An 18,978-nucleotide genomic window follows, 5' to 3' on the forward strand; every position below is an offset into this window, starting at 1 on the left:
ACAAACCGCTATCTAAAGGGCAGAGAAAAACCATCTAGCCGCTGCTCTCTACCATAGTCTTCTTGAAACGATGATTGAAGACGACAGGAAGTGACAGAAAGTGACATTTAGTGCAGTTGCGACAGCCAAACGTGCCGCTAAGCATATAGAAACGGGATTGCTTCATTTGGGCGAAGAAGGCATCGCGCAGTGGAACATTCGAAGTGAATTTCGTTGTCCACTTTGCGGACATTGTTGCTTTATTTATTCATTTGGTTGAGCATTTCCCCACAGTACGTTTACTTCGTGCAACGATATACATCGCGGAAGTCGCGCAATGCGTCTTAGCTTGAATGGATACGTAGAAGTTTAAAGGTGGAAGGGGACATCTTGAGATCTAATCAAAATAAATCCGAAAGTTGCAAAAACTTAGCGCCGGTGTGCCATCATGGAGGTCACATGACCAAGTGGCGAGGCAGGGTTGCATCTGTTGCAGGTCTTTACGGTTCGGTTGCAATTATCACGGCGGCTGCGTCTGTCTCCACGGTGCTGGCTCCGTCTTGGACCGGAATCGCCGATAGGGCGTGGGCTGCATGCACGGTGCAGCCAGACAGCAGTTACCTTTGCTCTGGTGCTTCTGCCGGAGAGGTAATCACCAACTCGACTCCCCTTACAATTATCGCAGACAGTACATTCATTGCTGACAATCCCGCAGGTGAGGGCATCTATATAAGCTCTACAAACGGCGGGATCGGTTTTACACAGCAAAGTGGGAGCAAGATTACCGGCGCATCAACAGGTGTTTTTGTTGATGCGGATATCCCCGGTTCAGTGGATTTGGAAATTTCTGGTGATGTCAGCGGTAATGGAGACGCCGCAATTTGGGCTATAAACCGCACCACAGCCACAGATGTCTCGGTCACTCAGAAAGCGGGAAGCACCATAACTGGTTACACCCATGGTATTCGCGTTGACAACTATGGTACGGGTTCATCGAACGTTACAACATCGGGTACGATTGTTCAAACGCAGACTGGCGCAGGCAATTTCGATACCTATGGTGTCTATGCCTACAATGCGTCGTCCGCGACAGATATCACCCTCATCCAGACGGCAGGATCGATTTCCGCCAACTGGTTTGGAATGTATGGTAACAACCGCGGGACGGGCTCGACAAAGATTGTCAGTTTGGGCGATGTCACGGCAGTTGAGCGTGCTGGACTGTATGCCTATAACACAAGCACTGCGAAGAATATAGTCATCGAGAAAACTGCCGGTATGGCCAAAGGTGGAACATACGGCATTTTTGCAGACAACGATGGAACCGGTTCAACAACGGTTGCAGTCGCCGGAACTGTGACCGCTTCTGGCACCTATGGCGTCTTTTCCCGCAATGGCAGCAGAGCCACTGATCTGACCGTGAATCAGACGGGCGGTACGATCACGGGTCCATCCTACGGGATTTATGCTTTAAATCGCGGAACTGGAGCGACGACCGTAACCGTCGCGGGCAATGTAACTGGCACGAATGGTTATGGTATCGCAGCTTATGGCGAGGCAAGCACAACCGATGTTACAGTACAACAGACCTTGGGTTCTATTGAAGGCAAAACTGGTGTTCTGCTTTCTAACTACGGCTCAGGTGCGTCATTGGTTAGCGTCGCTGATAAAGTCAGGGGTGGCGCTGGCGCCGGCATCCAGACATTGGCTGCCAACGGTGCGACCATCAATATTGCTCAGACAGCAACGCTTTCAGCAACGTCCGGTATCGCCATCCGCGACGGTGGTGTCGCGGGTAATCCGATAGCATCGGACACGGTTGGAGGTAATGTCATCGTTAACAGCGCCGGTCTTGTCACGGGCGATGCAATTCTTGGTCTTGGCGATGATACATTCAATCTGGCTGGCGGTACCTATACCGGTAACATATACGGCGACGACCGGGACGAACCTCAGAGCAGTGATGGAATTGCAAACCATGAGGGTAACGATACGTTCAACTGGACGGGCGGCAACTTGGTCGGCGGCTTCTACGGTCAGGACGGTTCCGACACCGCAACGGTGAGCGCATCGTCCTATGATGGTTCGCAGGTGCTTGACGGCGGCGATGACACCTCTGTTGTCGATGGTATGATCGATACACTTACGCTCAAGGGTGTAACGGCGACCGCGAATGGTGGCAAGATTACCAATTGGGAAATCGTTACTTTGGACCAATCCAATCTGTCGATTGACGACGGTGCATGGCATGTCGGCGAGCCAAATGAGGGGACAACTGGCGTTAATCTCACGAACGGATCGACGCTCGATGGTATGGCATCGCTCGACTTCGACGGCAATATGACGATCGATTCAACATCGATGTTTATCGGAACTGGTGATGGTAGTGGCGTTTATTCATTCAGCGGCGACGTCACCAATGCCGGAACGATCACCACTGTTGATGATGCCGTTGGCGACGTTGTGATCATCGGTGGAAATTATACAGGCAACGGTGGACAGATGCTGTTCGACGTTGTTCTTGGCGACGACAGTTCTAAAACTGATATGGTTGTCATTAATGGCGATACCTCTGGTACGACAAATGTCGGCGTCAACAATGTCGGCGGAACGGGCGCACAGACCAATGAAGGCATCAGGATCGTTGAGGTCAACGGTGCTTCCAACGGTTCGTTCTCGCTTCTTGGCGATTACTCGGTTGGCGGCAAGCAGGCCGTCGTTGCAGGCGCTTACGCTTATCAGCTTTATAAAGGCGGTACGTCTACACCGACTGATGGCAACTGGTATCTGCGGTCACAACTTAAGCCGACTGATCCTGAAACGCCGCTTTATCAAGCCGGTGTTCCGACCTACGAAGCTTATCCGCAGGCATTGCTTGGCCTCAACGGCGTACCGACCCTGCAGCAGCGTGTTGGCAATCGCTTCTGGGCGGGTAATGGCAACAAGGTTATCGCACAGGGCGCTGATCCAGTCGGCTCACCATATGCTGCACCCGAAGAAGCCGGTGTTGCGATTGAAGGCAATGGCGTCTGGGGGCGCATCGAAGGTGCACATAACAGCATCGAACCGCGTTTTTCGACGTCAGGCACCGATTACGACCAGAATGTCTTCAAGCTTCAGGCCGGTATTGATGGTTTATTGAGTGAAACGGAAAGCGGCAAACTCATTGGCGGGATCACTGTCCATTATACCCATGGCAAAACCGACACCAGTTCTGTTTACGGAGATGGTGAGATTAGCACCCATGGTTATGGCTTGGGCGGTACGCTCACTTGGTATGGCGAGAATGGCTTCTACCTCGACGGTCAGGGTCAGGTGACGTGGTATAAGAGCGATCTCGACTCCGTTCTTGCCAATGCCAATCTTGCTGACGGCAACAAGGGGTTCGGCTATACGCTGTCTCTTGAAGGCGGCAAGCGCTTTGCCATCGATCCGGCATGGTCAGTCACGCCACAGGCACAGCTGGTTTATTCCAATGTCGATTTTGATGCATTCACCGATCCATTCGGTGCGCGTGTCAGTCTTGACCGCGGTGAAAGCCTCCAAGGTCGTCTTGGTCTAACGCTCGATCATGAAAACTCGTGGCAGAACGACAATGGCTTGCTCAACCGCACGCACGTCTACGGCATCGCCAATCTCTATTACGAATTCCTCGAAGGGACGAAGGTCGATGTTGATGGCGTGAGCTTTGCCAGCCGCAAGGACCGCGTATGGGGTGGCTTGGGCGTCGGTGGAACTTACAACTGGGATAATGATAAGTATTCGATCTATGGCGAAGGTCTTATCAATACCAGTCTTAACAACTTCGGCAACAGTTATTCCGTGAAAGGGACAGTTGGCTTTCGCATGAAGTGGTAACATAATCACAGAGGGCTGATGTTGGTGCCCGGACTCAAACAACGTCAGCAATCGTGACAGACCGCTATCAGTCCGCCCCCCTATTAACTGATAGCGGTCTCCTTTTTACAAAATCAGCAATGCCCTAAAATCCTCTGACGCGCATAGCAGCGGAGCTTCAACGAAGCCATTTGTGTTAAATTCCGGATAACGGAAAGTGCGCTGAACTCCGGATCCTCCGATGCGGAAATTGTAACTCTTCCATCCGTTGAACGGTTCAAGCGAGGGCAACGAGTTATGCCTGTGGCTGCGTCGGTGAGTTGAAACTGGAAACAATTGCGCATCGGCAGAGCGCACGGACGCGAACCTTCATAATGCTTCTGATGATCGGAACATCACATTGCGTGATTAGCTCCCGTTTTTGAAATGGTAAGCGGTCATTATTAGCTTTTATTATTTGCCCTTTGTGCCGCCAGGGATAGGGACCGTGTACCGCGTTCACTTCTGCAACACGATAGAAGCAGGTTCGTTACCAATTTTCCGTTATTTAATAAAGCCATAGTGTCCCACTATCGCCATAATGAAACTCTTGGCTATCACACCGCTTTTTCCACATTATTTTGAAAACTGTGCCAGATCATTTACTGCGCGCTTAAGTCAAATCCTGCTTCAAACACAAATTAGCACGACGTCGTCTGATGCCGGACATTGTTGGTGCGAGGCTGTCGTCGGCATATATGGCGCGAGATCTGAGGTCAAACCTTTGAATCCAACGATATCAGCCTGATAGGGAGTGTCCTGCCCGTGCTCTGATAGCATTTCCTCAGTTTAGGCAATGTTGAAGTTTGAAACTGATAATTCGGGTGCCCATACAGAGATTGTCCAAGTCCAAGCATTGGTAACCGCGAAGCGAATTAACCTGATAACCCTAATGGTGTCCCAATTTCACTTTTTCGTACCCTGAAATCGAAAGCATGAGACCCCAGGAGTTATCAAAGTGCGGAAGCTTGATCTCCAGCTCCCGTCGAAGTCGCTTTCTGCAAGTGGTTGCTTTCTATCGCTGCACGACGCTCGTGCGCAACTTGTTTTCACTCGTAGTGACTGCTGAGCTCAGCAACGCACTATGAGCTGACATCTTAATGGATTCTTCAAACTGCGTATCGCGACCAGCGATAACAAATGACCGTAAGTGTAAGAAAGTGAAAGTGCAAATACTTCTCTAAAACACTAAATAATAGCTCAGATAATGACTCGGGGTTCGTGCTGTTCATTTGATAATTTTTGAGCGCAGCAGGGTACTCAAGCGTATTGAAGGGGGAGCAGGTTCGTTGCAAGTCGAGCGCAAATTTCATGAAACATCCTCTAAAATGTGGCCCTACAGAGGCAGTACAGGCGCTTCATCTGCGAGAGCGATTAGAGGGCATTTGCTTTGTACTAGGGCGCCGCAAGGAGTCGCTGTATGTTCCCGGAAGTCTCAATTTCCGACAATAGGTCAATTTTTCGACCGCTGCAGGTCTGCTAAGCTTACGGCGCCGTCAGTTTGGTCGGTTTCGCCCCGCTCGCTTCTCTTTGATGTTCCGTCGTCATCGAGCGGCTTGAAGCCATCTCCGGTGACGACCGCCTCTGTGGTCGTTTCATTTGCGAGCCGTTCTCCTCAGCGAACCGACTGCAAACGCCAGTTCGCATTACTTCGATATTACAGCGGCGCGTACGGCTTGAAGCCTCTCGCGGGCCGCCAGTGTCTGGCGGAGCAGTGATTTGACAATTGCTAAGCGAGAGCACCATCGCGGCGGCCACTCAGACGCCGTGCTTCAATTTCTCAAACGAGATTCATTCGCACTCATTAACTCGATCAAACAGGATCTTCCATGACCATTTCAGACATTGAGCCATCAAACCTTGGCCAAAAAGGCCGACCCAGCAAACAACTGCGTGATAACGGAATGGGTTCCGCATGGCGTTGCCTTGTTTTGCGGGGTGGCCGCGTTGCGAAATATAAGGGCGTTGCCGGTGGCGTCGCGCCGCACGAAGCCACTGGTTCGTCTTTCATAACGGGTCTCGCTTCTACGTCGCTGATTGCGCTGACGTCTCTTATTGCTTTGCCTTCGGCCTCATTGGCGGGCTCTTGTACGACAGGTCCCGCTTCCGTTTGCTCGGGTCCCGCTGCGGCAGGCGATACAACGCAGGTGATTACTGGAACTGGCGTCGAAGTAACGACTGAAGCCGATTTCGGGCTTTCCGTTGGATCCGGTAATGCTGTAACGATCACCGGCACGAACGGCGTCTCGTTTAATGACAATGCCGCGTCAGCGATCACCGGCCAGAATTATGGCTTGGAAATCACAAACGGGACCTCCGGCGACCTGGTCGTAAACTCCAATGGCCATATCACAGGCGAAAACTGGGATGCAGTTTCGGTGACAAATGGCGCAGGAACAGGCAATATCACCATTAACGTCAATGATCTTGACGGCGGAAGACGCGGCATTGAAGCCCGCCAGTCTGGTACAGGTGCGGTTAATATTACGTCCACCGGTGTGATCAACTCTGTCTGGGACGGTATCGTCGCCGAGACGGGATCTGGCGCTGAGGGTGGCATCACAATTGATGTAAACGAGATCAACGCTCAGGGCATCGGTGGCAACGGTACCGGCATTTACGCACTTAATGGCGGAAGTGGTGATACATCGATCACCGCTTCAGGTACAGTGACTTCCGATAAGGGTGAAGGCATCCTTGTCTTAAACACAGCTAGCGCAGGGTCGATCAAAGTCGATGTCAAAAGCGTAGTTGCTGGCACGGTTGGTATTGATGTCCGTCACAGCGGAGCGGGCACTATCGAAGTCATTTCGGATGGACTGATCGAAAGTGGTGGCAACGGCGTTGTTGCTGTCGCGGGGCCAACCACAAGTGGCGTTACTGTCGACGTAAAAGACATTAAAGCCGGCGGTTTCGGCGTCAATCTGCCCGGCAACAATGGTACCGGCGATGTTACTGTCAGCGCAAACAACATCGAATCCGATAGCACTGGCATCAACTTCGATAATGGCCCACGCACGAGCAACTTCAATGTTGATGTGACTAAGATCGTTTCCGGCCTTGACGGTATAAACGGCTACGCCAGTGGCACTGGCAACGTTGATATCAACGTTGGATCGATCATTGCGGATCGTATTGGCGTTTGGATGGACGTGGATGCCAGCCCGAATGCCGGAACGACGACCCTTAATATCGGCGATATCACCGCTGGAAATGAAGGCATCAATATCGACACCAACGCGTACACCGCAGGGCTGGAAATTAACGTCAACGACGTTAACTCCGGGGCAAGCGCTATTCATTTTACTCATAGAGGTAGCGGCGATACGATCGTCACCGCGAATGATATCACGACCAAGACTGGCCACGGCATCTGGTTCAGCACCTATGGCACTGGCGACGTTAATATTGCGGCCCATGATATTAATACAGCCGGTATTGGTATGTGGTTTGATACCTATCTCACCACCAAGGACCTGAACGTTAATGTGAACAACATTACGTCAGGTGGCGATAGCATCAACGCTGTTCATAGCGGCACCGGTGTTGCGACAATTACCTCCACAGGCACGATCAAGTCGGATGGAGTGGGTATTAACCTGCTTAATGACACTGCGGCGTTCAACGCCTCAGCGCCTGACAGCCAGAATATTATTACAGTCAACAACATTGAAACGCCGAACAATGTTGCCATCAATGTCGACTCGAGTGCAGCTAAAGGGACCACAATCACCACCAACGGTGCCATCAATACGCCGGCAGCAGGTGCACTCGGCGGCGATGGCATTCGCGTGGTTGAGCGCAAAGGTCCTCTCGTCATCAATGTTGCAAAGAGCAGCACCATCACATCCTACAACAATACGATGGATTTGACGAATTACAGCACCGCAGGAACGACCATCAATGTCGATGGAACTCTGAAGTCAACTGCGGCACTAGGCGCTTGGGACGGCGTTATCTGGGTCTATGGAACGCCTGGCACGACCACCGTTAACATCAATGACGGCTCCACAGTTCAAGCTGCGGCCAAAGCCAGCTTCGCGATGACCGACAACGAAGGCGATTCAATCGTTAACGTTGGAAAATCGACAGTGACGGGCGGCTTCCGTCTTGGAACGGGCGATGATGCGCTGACCTTCAATGGCACCGACATGACAAATGTAGGGACACTTGACGGTGGCGCTGGCAACACCGGCGGCGATGTTTTGACGCTTAACGGTGTTGAGAACTTCACCCGCAATCTTCAGACTGCAACTCAGGAAATCAGAAACTGGGATGCCGTTAATCTGAACGGTGGCACTGCGGATCTAGTTGGAACACTGACGACTGACGTCTTCACTGTTGGCAAGGACAGCGGTGGTAATCCGGCTGTTCTGTCCATTGGTGCAGCGAATGTCGGTAACACACTGACAACCACCGGCGACTATGTCGGCGCAGGCGGCACCCTTGTTGTTGACACTGTCCTCGGAGGCGACAACTCCGCGACTGATCTGTTCAAGATCGGCGGCAGCACATCAGGTTCAACCGATCTGCGTGTGAACAATATTGGCGGCACCGGTGCACCGACTGTTGAAGGCATCAAGGTTATCGATGTGGCGGGTGCATCAAACGGCGCTTTCAAGCTCATCGGTGGTAACTACTCGCTCAATAATCAGCAAGTCATGGTTGTCGGAGCTTACGGTTACACGCTTTGGAAGAACGGCGTTTCCACACCAACTGATGGTGATTGGTATCTTCGTTCGCAGATCGCACCGGTTGCTCCTGTAGATCCAACCAATCCAGTCGACCCGAACAATCCAGTCGATCCAACCAACCCAACCAATCCGGGCACCCCTGGAGTTCCGCTTTATCAGGCTGGTGTTCCAACCTATGAAGCCTATTCGCAGGCTCTGCTTGGGCTGAACGGGGTCTCAACCCTGCAGCAGCGTGTTGGCAACCGCATCTGGGCCGGTAACGGCAACAAGGTTGTCGCGCAGGGTGCCGATCCAGTCGGCTCACCATATGCCGCTCCTGAAGAAGCCGGTGTTGCGATTGAAGGCAACGGTGTGTGGGGCCGTATCGAAGGCGCACATAACAGCATCAAACCACGCGTCTCGACTTCAAACACCGATTACGACCAGAATATCCTCAAGCTTCAGGCCGGTATTGACGGTCTGTTGATGGAAACAGAAAATGGCAAGCTGATTGGTGGGGTCACAGTCCATTACGTGCATGGCAAAACTGACACTAGCTCGCTCAGTGGTGATGGCAAAATCAGCACGGACGGTTACGGCTTTGGCGGCACACTCACCTGGTATGGTGAAAATGGCTTCTACCTCGACGGTCAGGGTCAGGTGACATGGTATAAGAGCGATCTCGACTCGCTCCTTGCCAATGCCAACCTCGACAATGGCAACAAGGGTTTCGGCTATACCTTGTCTCTTGAAGGCGGTAAGCGCTTTGCCATTGATCCAGAATGGTCGGTCACACCACAAGCACAGCTGGTTTATTCCAATGTCGATTTTGATGCATTCACCGATCCATTCGGTTCACGCGTCAGTCTTGACCGCGGTGAAAGCCTTCAGGGCCGTCTTGGTCTGACACTTGATCACGAGACGTCTTGGCAGGATGACAACGGTACGCTCAATCGCGCCAATGTCTACGGCATTGCCAATCTCTACTACGAGTTCCTGGAAGGAACACGGGTTGACGTTGCGGGTACGAGCATTGCCAGTGAACAAGAACGTCTGTGGGGCGGACTTGGCGTCGGCGGTTCATACAACTGGAACGACGACAAATTCTCGATCTTTGGCGAAGGCCTCGTCAATACCAGTCTAAACAACTTTGGTGACAGCTATTCCGTCAAGGGGAATGTTGGCTTCCGCGTTAAGTGGTAAAAATCGGGACATGATATCGGGCCGGAGCATCGACAACGATGTTCCGGCCCGATGACTGAACTTGACACTGATTTGACTAGAACAGACCGTCGAACCTCACACAACAAGAGGTGGCGATTAATCCAGTGGGGTTGAAGCTTGAGACATTTCACACCTTATGATTGGACCGGTGAAACGCTAGTTCGCAGAAAACGGATTAAGCGGTTTTTCTTAACTGCAAGCGGAGCGGTTTTCTTGATCCCGTTGTCAGCCGTCTTGATCTCTGTCCTACTTGGACGAACGTAATGTTTTCGGAAATCACAGGACTTCCTCCTGCTTTTCAGCTTCTTGCTCGTTTATGGACGATCTGTCTTGGAGAGCATTTATGAGTGAAAGAACAAGGTTGAATGGCCCTTCCAGCGACGAAACTGGAAGCATGGCGTACCAAAAAGAATGCATGTTTGCTCTTGAACCATCGATCAGCAAGCTCATTATGATAGCAATCGCTGCGGGCTGGGACAGGGACCAAGTCCTCTATGCGATCACTTGTCTTGCTGCGCGCGAGGCAACCGACAAGCAATATTTGTCATAGAAGATGCGCTTCCAGACTGATTCCAATAACCAACAGATGCTGCTGCAGAGCTGTAGCCGTTCATATTGCGACCGGTCATAGTCAGATGTCTAAACTCAACCAAGCCCGTCCCTCTGTCGTGACAGCGGCTTCATTTAAATGAGAACTCCTATATTCTCAACAATTGGATACACCCAGATGCCCAGCTCGTTTAACGTCATTGCCCACTTCGTTGCCGCTCTTTTCTTTTTTAATTCTGCCGCTTCAGGCTTGGCTCAGGAGAGCGCCAGTACATCCGCAGCTTCTCCTCCTCCGGCGTGGTCGTTAGCCTGTGCAAGTCCGAACGCTGCCACGGGCCCGTTGACTTGCCAGATCGAACAGCGATTTTTTCGCCAGCAGACGCGAGAGCTCGTTATGATTCTGGCGATTTCAAAAACGTCAGTAAATCAAGACGTTGCGATCAACCTTGTCCTTCCACACGGGTTACGTATTCCCAATGGGGTTAGCTATCAGGTTGACACTGGTGCAGTAGAAACGGCCGCTATCGTCAGCAGCGGACCTAACGGTGCAATAACTTCGATCCCCGTTTCCCCAGACTTTCTCGCAGGTTTGAAATCGGGGACAACTTTGTCCGTGAAGGTGCAAACTACATCAGGAACAGAGCTCTCGATCCCTGTATCGCTCGCCGGTTTTACCGCTGCTATAGACCGCATGTCGGCCATCCGGTAATGCCGGAAGCTTATAAGTAAAGCAGTATCTTCAGTCGTTTTTGGCTCAAAGTTCCAAAGTAAATTGAGGGCCCCGGCGCACACGCTGTCGATACGATCCTATAGACCGAACGGTTTGTTGATGAGCAACGCGATGAGCAGATGAGATCGAGTACCAGGGAATTTTTTAGGACCTCCAATGACAGCAGAGGAATTCAAGCAATACGATGTTACGACGGCTCCCCTTGTTTACATTGTCGATGATGACCGAGACTTCCGAGAGGAAATGCTCCTGGGCTTATCCAGGCTGGGCCTGAACGTATATGGATTTGAAAATGCTGCAGCTCTTTACAGAGCGTACGCAGCAAAGCCATCAGACATCGTAATTCTTGATATCGGCTTAAATGGAGAAGATGGGTTATCTGTTGCCGCGCATTTGAGAACATCGCGATCGTTGGGAATTGTCATGGTGACAGCTCGCGGGTCCATTGATGACAGGATTAATGGCCTCAAAAACGGTGCAGATGCTTACCTCGTCAAACCGATCGATGTTCGCGAACTGGCTGCCACAGTGACAGCTCTCAGCGCCCGTCTCAGCAGGCTCGGTTTCTCTTCACAGCGTCAAGGTTCCGGGTGGTCCCTGCTCGAAGGCGGTTGGGTACTATCCGATGGGGTTGGCAATCGTCTTCGTTTAACCACAGCGGAACAACGTTTATTGGGACGGTTATTCGCTGAGCGTGGCGAGACCGTCGAGCGGCAGGCGCTCGTGGAGGCTCTGGGAGAAGACGTATATGAATTTAATTATGCGCATCTCGACACCATAGTGAGCCGACTGCGTCGAAGGGCGAAGAAGGCCAATATGGTGCTCCCACTGCATGCAATACGCGCAAGAGGCTTCGCCTTTGCCGGCTAGCGTCTTTGCGTTTTAACGTTAATCTTGGCGGAAAGTGGAAGGGCGATTGGGAGCGTGATCAAGCCACGTGCCTTGCTTTAACGTCGTCATTGTTATCCAATTGATAGATGTGTTTGTAATTTCTGCTAAACCGTCACACGGTTAAAGATGTGGTGGCTTACAGATTGATCGTTCTAACTTTTATCTAGCAAGGTATTGAATAGTTTAGAAGACTTCTTATACCACACGATGCGCGTCTATCGAGCTGTAGGGTCAATGAAGGAGCGTAAGTAGGCCGCTGACCTTCTAACAAAAGTCCACTTCCCTCCTGGCAAGCGGAAGCCAGGCACTGCATCATTAAGGGTTGGAGATGCATTTCGAGTGAGAAGAGCGGATAGAAACCATCATCCCTTTGACATATGTGTGAAAAGAGTAAGCAGACTGTCGGCTTCGCGCGGAAACCGCATCATACTATAAATCTAATGGCACGCTGAATATCGAAGAAGTTCTCCGCTCGGAATCGAAGTGTTCGGGGAGACGGGTGCTCGGTTCCGGGGTACCAACTGCCGCGAAATGCTTCGACCGGAGTCGTGTATTCGACGACCAGTTCGAAGGTTTTTGCGAGCTTCGGAATAAATTTGGAAAAATCGCGTGATAACGCTTGTTCCACACGCTCGCGAATGGCTTTCACGGCACCTTGCGGCGACAACGATGATGTGGAGGGTCCGTGTCCTTCACTTGTAGCGACTGTGGTAATGCCTGGAACGAGCTTCTTGGCTTCCTCGCACATTCCGGCATCGCCTGAGAGAAAAACGGACGGCACGCTATACCGGGCTGCACAGTGGGCGTTTAATGTATACTCCGACGCAACTTCACCATTAATCAGCATTCTGGAGATTGTGCCAGTCAACGTGTGCGCTAATGGATTGGTGTCAGTGCCGGCTTTATTGTGATAGCCAGTGTAAATTGCTGCGCTGAAACTCTCGTCTATACCGAACATCATAGCGTCGGGGTGTCCGCTCCAACCACGGATAATGCGAACATAATCGGGAAGTTTGGAGAGGATCAAATTGCGTGCGGTTGAATGTGCGTCCTTCACCACAACTTCAGTGGCTCCAGCAGCGCGTGCACCTTCGCACGCAGCGACCAATTCGTCTGTCATATACTCGCGAAATTCGTCATAATCGGCGTGCCCTTTTCGGGCTTCATCCCAATTGGTGATGCCAGCGGTACCTTCAATATCGGCACTAATGAATATTTTCATAGTTTATGGTTCCTTGACTTACGAGAGTTCACTTAATGATGGCCGTGGACCATTACGCCAGTGGGGTTTGCACCTGAAGGGGCATCTTCACGGGAATATTCCGTTTGGGGTATTTAGCACGTGCGGCGACGCCTTCATCATAATTGGCTTGGCGATTTATGGCTCCTGCTTTCCTCAATCTATCAGCCGATTTTGCGACGCTCTAGGAACATCGGTCCAACGCGAATACCCTCTCGGCCCGTTTCATCAACGGCACCTAATTCTAGGATTTCCTCTTCATAAAGAAGGCCGCGCATGCGGAAGCGACCGCTGTCGACCGGTTCGCATGTATGGGTACAAAAGTATTCGATCAGGCATTTAAGCTGGCCATGACTATATGTGAGATATGTTATATTGAAATCTGGCCCATATTCTCCCAGATGCGAGCAGATTTCCGGCGGGACCTGTTCGACGGGCAGGCTATCCACTCTTGTCCAATCTTGCCCCTTCCAACTCATTTTACTGGGTACTTCGAACGAAACGTTCATATGAGGATAGTCTGCCCCGCGACCGTAAATCCGGCCATCAATAACAAAGTCGTCGCCCGCGACAGGGCGGATTTCTAGAGGCACGCCTTCGCCCATCAAATAGAGCTTTCGGCCATTTTTCTTCACCTCTACGACCTCGCCGCTGCCAGCATGGCGATAAAACCCGGGAAGTGTTTTGAACTGTTCATCCTTGATTGCTGGAGGTATGCGAGGAGCGGGTGGACGGCTGCCCATATTGCGCTCTGACAATGCCAAGCGGAGGCCATCACCGGCCAGTCGTGACGCAATCTGATTGGCAAAATCCAGCGTGGCGAAAATGAGCACAGCAATTCCAGCGGAGGGAAGAAGTGTCATTTGAGACGCATAACCATAAACAGCGCCGCCATGTCCGACTGACGTCCATCCGTCAATATCGCCGATTCCAAAGCAGAGTCCGTAGCCGTTCTGCGTCTTGTCATGATTACTTGGACGCTTTCCGATCACAGTCCACATTTCCCGTAAAGATGCGGGGCTGAGAATAGAATTTCCATCTGGTGCAAAACCACCTCTCAACAGACACTGGGCATAATTGGCCATGTCTTGATTGGTTGAAAAAATATTGCCTGCTGGGGACCCTCCGAGACTGAACACTGGCGCAGGACTGTCGCCCTCTAGTGTCCACATGTCTGCAGGTGCCAGACGATCACGAATGCCTTCCGCCATTCCTGAGGAAGTTCCGAGCATACCAAGAGGTTTTAAGATATTGTCTGTTATATAGTCGGCATACGTCTTGCGCGCGACCTTTTCGATAACCAGTCCCACTACGGCAATGCCGGCGTTGGAATAGTGCATAGTTCCGGCACTCGGGTCCTGCTTAAGGGTGGACGTTGCTAGTTCAGCCACGGTATCGGCAAGAGGCGGCCGGTGCGCGTCGAGATAATGTCCGCTTTTGGGCTCCCTGACAATGCCGGCAGTGTGGCTCATCAGCTTACGAAGGCTGACATGGGAACCAAAGGGGCCGCTTTCACGTCCGATAAACGGATTCACAGGCTGGAAACCTGGAAGATATTCTGATACATCGACGTCGAGGTCTAAAAGCCCTTTTTCAACGAGTTGCATGATCGCAACTGCGGTGAAAGTCTTCGTTATCGAACCGATGCGAAAGCATGTTTGATCATTCATCTTAAAATGACGGTCAGGATGCTGCACATGTCCTTGAGCCAGCAGACTGTCACGGTCCACAAGCGCATATGAAATAGACGGTATGGCTTTATCTTCTACTTCGTGGCGCAGAAGACTTTCGAATAGATCGATTGAAGTTTTTGATAGCGCAGACAAAACATTCCTCCCAGAATCTAACTCGTGTGGCGGGGGTCAAGGAGATCGCGCAGCGCGTCGCCGACAAGGTTCCATGACAAGACGAAGAGAAAGATGGCTGCGCCTGGAAAGACCAGGGTATACCAATATTGGAAAGGATTTCCTGGTTGTCCGACGATCCAATTGCGCGAATAGGCGATAAATTGGCCCCAGTCCGCGTAACCTTCCTCGGTGCCAACGCCGAGAAAACTCAGTGCAGAGGCGGAGAGAACCATCGAGCCAGTTGCCATTGTGGCCAAAACAAGCACCGGGAAAAAGGCGTTGGGCAGGATGTGAAGCACAATGAGACGCAAATCACCTGCGCCATAGGTCCTTGCGGCATGCACATAATCCATTTCGCGAATACGTAAGATTTCGCTGCGCACGACGCGCGCATAGCCCATCCAGCCAAAGGTCGTCAGTGCTATTGTGATTGGCCCTATCCCTTTTCCAAGAAGGGCAGTGAGCACCATCGCTGCAATCAAAAACGGAACGGCCATGAAAACGTCGACGATCCGCATGAGGACTTCGTCAACTGCGCCGCCATAATAGGCCGCAATTGAACCGATCAAAGTGCCAATAAACACAGAGATAGCGACTACACCCAAGCCGATCTTGAAAGCCGTCCGGGTCCCCCAGATAACTGCATAATATATATCATACTGCCCCTCCGTAGTTCCAAAGATAGCCCCGGCGGAAGGAGGCTGTGGCGTCGCAAGAAAACCTGCGCGCGGTGTATCGTAGACCGACATTTGAAACTCCTGCGGAGGTGCCAGCATCGGAGCAAAAAGCGCGATCAACCCGAATCCCAGCAGAATAAGCACACCAATCAAAGAAACCGGATTGCGCAATAAGTATCGAAGCACCTTCATCGCGTCTTCACCCTTGGATCGAGCAATGGATAGATCAAATCAACTATTAGGTTCATCAGTACAAGCACGACCGCAAAATAGAGGCTAAAACCAAGGATCGCGGGGAAATCTAGATTTGCAGCAGATTTCGCCGCGAACTGGCCCAAACCGGAATAGTCAAAAATAGTTTCTGTAATGACGACACCACCCATCATAGTTGCAAGTTCCATGCCGGCAATGGTGGTGACAGGCAGCAGCGCGTTGCGGCGCGCATGCTTTAGTTCAACAATGCGCCGGGGCATGCCCTTGGCACGCGCGGTCCGCACATAGTCCTGTCGTAGGGTTTCAAGCATCGACGTGCGCATCACACGGGTCATGCTCGCAAGATTAACATATGTTAGTGTGATAACGGGCGCCGCGAGATGGCGTAGAGAATCCCAAAATACCTGAAAATTGCCATTTAGGAGCGCGTCAATCGTATTGGCACCGGTATACCTCGTGAATTCGGCAGACATAACGGTTGCCTGTGCCCACTGGCTGAGCCGACCTGGCGGAAACCAATCAAGGGCAGAATAGAAGATCAAAAGCATTAGAAGGCCGAAAACATAGACTGGGAAAGACCAGCCAAGAATAGTGAATATCCTTATAACGTGATCAGGCCATTTATTCAGGTAAATGCCAGCACGCGAACCAAGAAAAATTGCTAGCAGAAAGCTCGGAATAAAGGCAAACACGACCAGTTCTAAAGTTGCAGGCAAAAGTGAAGCCAAGGCGTTTGCCACTGGCTGGCGCGCGGTCTCGGACCAGCCCAGATTCCCAGTCAAAATATTGCTGATCCATTTGCCGTATTGGATATGAAAAGGATCGTTAAGACCATATTGTTCGATCATACGCCGGATACTATCCTGTCCGCCTTTAAGAAAATCGGGCGAAGGCGCATAAGCTGCCAGGCGCTGTGTTGGTGAAAGCGACATTTGCAAAGCAAACAACATCACCGACAAAGCGAAGAGAACCACGGGAAGAGTTAGCAACCGCCGCAGAGCGTAATTCAGCACATCAGGACCTCTTGCGCTAAGGATTGGGGAAAGGTCGGGCGAAAATGTCACCCGATCCGTTTTAGCGAGGCTCAGTTTGCCTTGGTTATAGGGTAGAAATCCCAGGCGCCGTAAAGAATCATGTTGTGAACATAACCGTCGATGTTGTTGCGAGTGACGATGTAACCAAAGTCCTCCCAGAGGAACTGGGTTGTTGCGTAATCATGCGACATAGTCTGCAATTGTGCATAGATCGGTTCACGCAACGCTGGATCTGATGAACCCCAAGCTTCATCCAACAAAGGTTTGAATTTTTCAGTCATCAATTGGCGATAGCCATCGCCCAACATTCCGCCGACAAGACCAGTCGGCGAAAGATAATAGGTGGCGGCACCCAGTGGACCGCCTGGATCCGAATAGTCAGGTCCCCAACCCATGTAGGTGAGTGGGGAAGCAGGCTTTTCGCGGTTGTTAAGCTTGTCTGAGATCGATGCCCATGGCAGCGACTGGATCTTCATCTTGAATTTCGGATTAATGCGCTGCAGACCCTGCTGGAGGGCAGATAAAGCGGCGGTGCCCTGCGGCGTGCCTTCCTGCACGTAAGCAGTGAAGGTGAAGCCTTTTTCCCATAGCTTTCCGTCAAAAGCTTTCTTGAAATGTTCCGCAGCTTTTTGGGGGTCATAGCTATAGATGGGAGAGTCAGCGCGATAGCCCATAATGCCGCGAACCGACGGGCCACGCGACTGCACTGTCTTGTTTAGCAGCACCTGCTTGAGAAGCGCATCATAGTTCTGAGCATAGTTGAAACCCTTACGTACATCGATGTCTGCAAAGAAGTTCGGCGGAATGCCATTTCCATCGATTTGCCCACTGCCGATTGCTGGGTTGTCTGCATCATCCAATGGCCAAGCAAAATAAAGCCCTCGTCCGAAGACTTTTGGTAGGCCGTCCACCACCTTCACGCCGTCGGTTTTGCCAAGTTCATCAAGAAATTCGACAGGTGCTGTCACAAAATCGGCATCTCCTGACAGCAGTTGTAGACGTCGAGTGGTCCACTCGGGGACTGTGCGCATGACAACGCGCTCGAGCTTGGCTGGACCCATGAAATAATTGTCAAAGCGCTTGAGCGTGATGCGACGGTCGGTACGATCCCATTCCTCGAGCATGAAGGGACCAGTGCCGTTTTCCTGCGCAAACAGCGGATCATCCCCAAGTTCAGGACGGTAGTATTTTTTCCATGTATCCCCGTCGCCATCCCATCCGCCGACAGATGTAACCCACTCCTTGTCAACGATTGAGGCGCCAAACGGAAGTGCCAGAACGCCGAGGGTGGCCGGGAAGGGCTTGGGCAATTTCAAAATGACCTTATCACCTTCGACAGTGATCTGCGACGCGAGTTGGTCGTAGACTTTCCGAAGAGCTTCCGGACTTGCCTCATTGAAATTTTTGACGTTGCCTTCGGTCTCGACCCACTTGGTAACATCGGGATATTTACCCGCAGTCACCACTTCGGTGATTGCATTGGACATCCATGACTGGCCCATCAGGATAGATCTTAACAACGAATAGCGCACATCTTCGGGGGTAATTACCCCAAACCCGGGCTCGATTGCGTGCTTCTGATCTTCTGTCAGCCCATCGTAATTAGACCAAGTGATCTTGCCGTCATCGCCTTTGATGCCGACTTTGTGGGCATATACGTCCTTGCGGATGGGAAATGTGTACGTGATGGAGCCATCGTCGCTCTGCTTGATGAGACCATTTTCTAGTGTCGGAACTTCACTGGAGAGCGATGGCACGAATTCGGAAATTTCCGAGCCATTGTAATTGAGTAGGCGGCTGTAGACATTCAGTACGCCGTACGAGCTTGGGGTATTCGCAATATAGGCTGGATCGAAGGATTGGATATCATCAGTCCATAAAAACACGAACGTACCTGGATTTTTGGTCTGGGCGACAGCAGGGAGCGTCGCTAGGCCAAGCCCACAGGTGAGGGCCAGCGCCAAAGCAGTTTTCATAGATATGTTCCCCTTTTGGACTTATAATCTTCTTTAATTTTTCTTTCACGCTAGGAGCAGACTTGCACT

Annotated in this window: 10 protein-coding genes; 5 read left to right on the forward strand and 5 right to left on the reverse strand. The window is 51.5% G+C overall.

What is annotated here, in order from left to right:
• Nucleotides 1-438 precede the first annotated feature (438 nt).
• The 5 genes from CES85_RS26745 (at nucleotide 439) to CES85_RS26765 (ending at nucleotide 11,901) form a co-directional block, all read left to right on the forward strand.
• On the forward strand, nucleotides 439-3,837 hold the full coding sequence (locus CES85_RS26745; protein ID WP_244923353.1) for an autotransporter outer membrane beta-barrel domain-containing protein: 3,399 nt from the start codon (nucleotides 439-441) through the stop codon (nucleotides 3,835-3,837).
• A 1,847-nt stretch (nucleotides 3,838-5,684) separates the two neighbouring features.
• Complete coding sequence (locus tag CES85_RS26750; protein WP_095448771.1) at nucleotides 5,685-9,731, forward strand: autotransporter outer membrane beta-barrel domain-containing protein; 4,047 nt, start codon at nucleotides 5,685-5,687, stop codon at nucleotides 9,729-9,731.
• Nucleotides 9,732-10,095: 364 nt separating this feature from the next.
• Nucleotides 10,096-10,302: a hypothetical protein gene (locus tag CES85_RS26755; protein WP_095448772.1), complete on the forward strand. Its 207-nt coding sequence runs from the start codon at nucleotides 10,096-10,098 to the stop codon at nucleotides 10,300-10,302.
• A 177-nt stretch (nucleotides 10,303-10,479) separates the two neighbouring features.
• On the forward strand, nucleotides 10,480-11,010 hold the full coding sequence (locus tag CES85_RS26760; RefSeq protein ID WP_157743546.1) for an invasion associated locus B family protein: 531 nt from the start codon (nucleotides 10,480-10,482) through the stop codon (nucleotides 11,008-11,010).
• 177 nt (nucleotides 11,011-11,187) lie between these two features.
• Nucleotides 11,188-11,901, forward strand: a complete 714-nt coding sequence (locus CES85_RS26765; RefSeq protein ID WP_095448774.1) for a response regulator transcription factor — start codon at nucleotides 11,188-11,190, stop codon at nucleotides 11,899-11,901.
• A gap of 445 nt (nucleotides 11,902-12,346) precedes the next feature.
• Here CES85_RS26765 and CES85_RS26770 read toward each other — a convergent pair whose 3' ends face one another.
• From CES85_RS26770 to CES85_RS26790, 5 genes are all read right to left on the reverse strand, one after another.
• The gene (locus CES85_RS26770) at nucleotides 12,347-13,144 is read right to left on the reverse strand and encodes a M55 family metallopeptidase (protein WP_095448775.1); all 798 of its coding nucleotides are present in this window, start codon (nucleotides 13,142-13,144) and stop codon (nucleotides 12,347-12,349) included.
• 182 nt (nucleotides 13,145-13,326) lie between these two features.
• Nucleotides 13,327-14,988 (reverse strand): serine hydrolase domain-containing protein, encoded by a 1,662-nt coding sequence (locus CES85_RS26775; protein WP_095448776.1) that lies wholly within the window; start codon nucleotides 14,986-14,988, stop codon nucleotides 13,327-13,329.
• A 17-nt stretch (nucleotides 14,989-15,005) separates the two neighbouring features.
• Nucleotides 15,006-15,878 (reverse strand): ABC transporter permease, encoded by an 873-nt coding sequence (locus CES85_RS26780; RefSeq protein ID WP_095448777.1) that lies wholly within the window; start codon nucleotides 15,876-15,878, stop codon nucleotides 15,006-15,008.
• Nucleotides 15,875-16,747 (reverse strand): ABC transporter permease, encoded by an 873-nt coding sequence (locus CES85_RS26785; RefSeq protein ID WP_095448887.1) that lies wholly within the window; start codon nucleotides 16,745-16,747, stop codon nucleotides 15,875-15,877. The genes CES85_RS26780 and CES85_RS26785 overlap by 4 nt, the downstream gene beginning before the upstream one ends.
• A 236-nt stretch (nucleotides 16,748-16,983) precedes the next feature.
• Complete coding sequence (locus CES85_RS26790) at nucleotides 16,984-18,909, reverse strand: ABC transporter substrate-binding protein (RefSeq protein WP_095448778.1); 1,926 nt, start codon at nucleotides 18,907-18,909, stop codon at nucleotides 16,984-16,986.
• Between the last annotated feature and the right edge of the window lie 69 nt (nucleotides 18,910-18,978).

The organism is Ochrobactrum quorumnocens (assembly GCF_002278035.1).
In the GTDB taxonomy this organism is placed as follows: Bacteria; Pseudomonadota; Alphaproteobacteria; order Rhizobiales; family Rhizobiaceae; genus Brucella; species Brucella quorumnocens.

Coding starts and splice junctions, on each gene's coding strand:
- CES85_RS26745 (WP_244923353.1), top strand. CDS start 439: ATGACCAAGTGGCGAGGCAGGGTTGCATCTGTTGCAGGTCTTTACGGT.
- CES85_RS26750 (WP_095448771.1), top strand. CDS start 5,685: ATGACCATTTCAGACATTGAGCCATCAAACCTTGGCCAAAAAGGCCGA.
- CES85_RS26755 (WP_095448772.1), top strand. CDS start 10,096: ATGAGTGAAAGAACAAGGTTGAATGGCCCTTCCAGCGACGAAACTGGA.
- CES85_RS26760 (WP_157743546.1), top strand. CDS start 10,480: ATGCCCAGCTCGTTTAACGTCATTGCCCACTTCGTTGCCGCTCTTTTC.
- CES85_RS26765 (WP_095448774.1), top strand. CDS start 11,188: ATGACAGCAGAGGAATTCAAGCAATACGATGTTACGACGGCTCCCCTT.
- CES85_RS26770 (WP_095448775.1), bottom strand. CDS start 13,144: ATGAAAATATTCATTAGTGCCGATATTGAAGGTACCGCTGGCATCACC.
- CES85_RS26780 (WP_095448777.1), bottom strand. CDS start 15,878: ATGAAGGTGCTTCGATACTTATTGCGCAATCCGGTTTCTTTGATTGGT.
- CES85_RS26785 (WP_095448887.1), bottom strand. CDS start 16,747: ATGATCGAACAATATGGTCTTAACGATCCTTTTCATATCCAATACGGC.
- CES85_RS26790 (WP_095448778.1), bottom strand. CDS start 18,909: ATGAAAACTGCTTTGGCGCTGGCCCTCACCTGTGGGCTTGGCCTAGCG.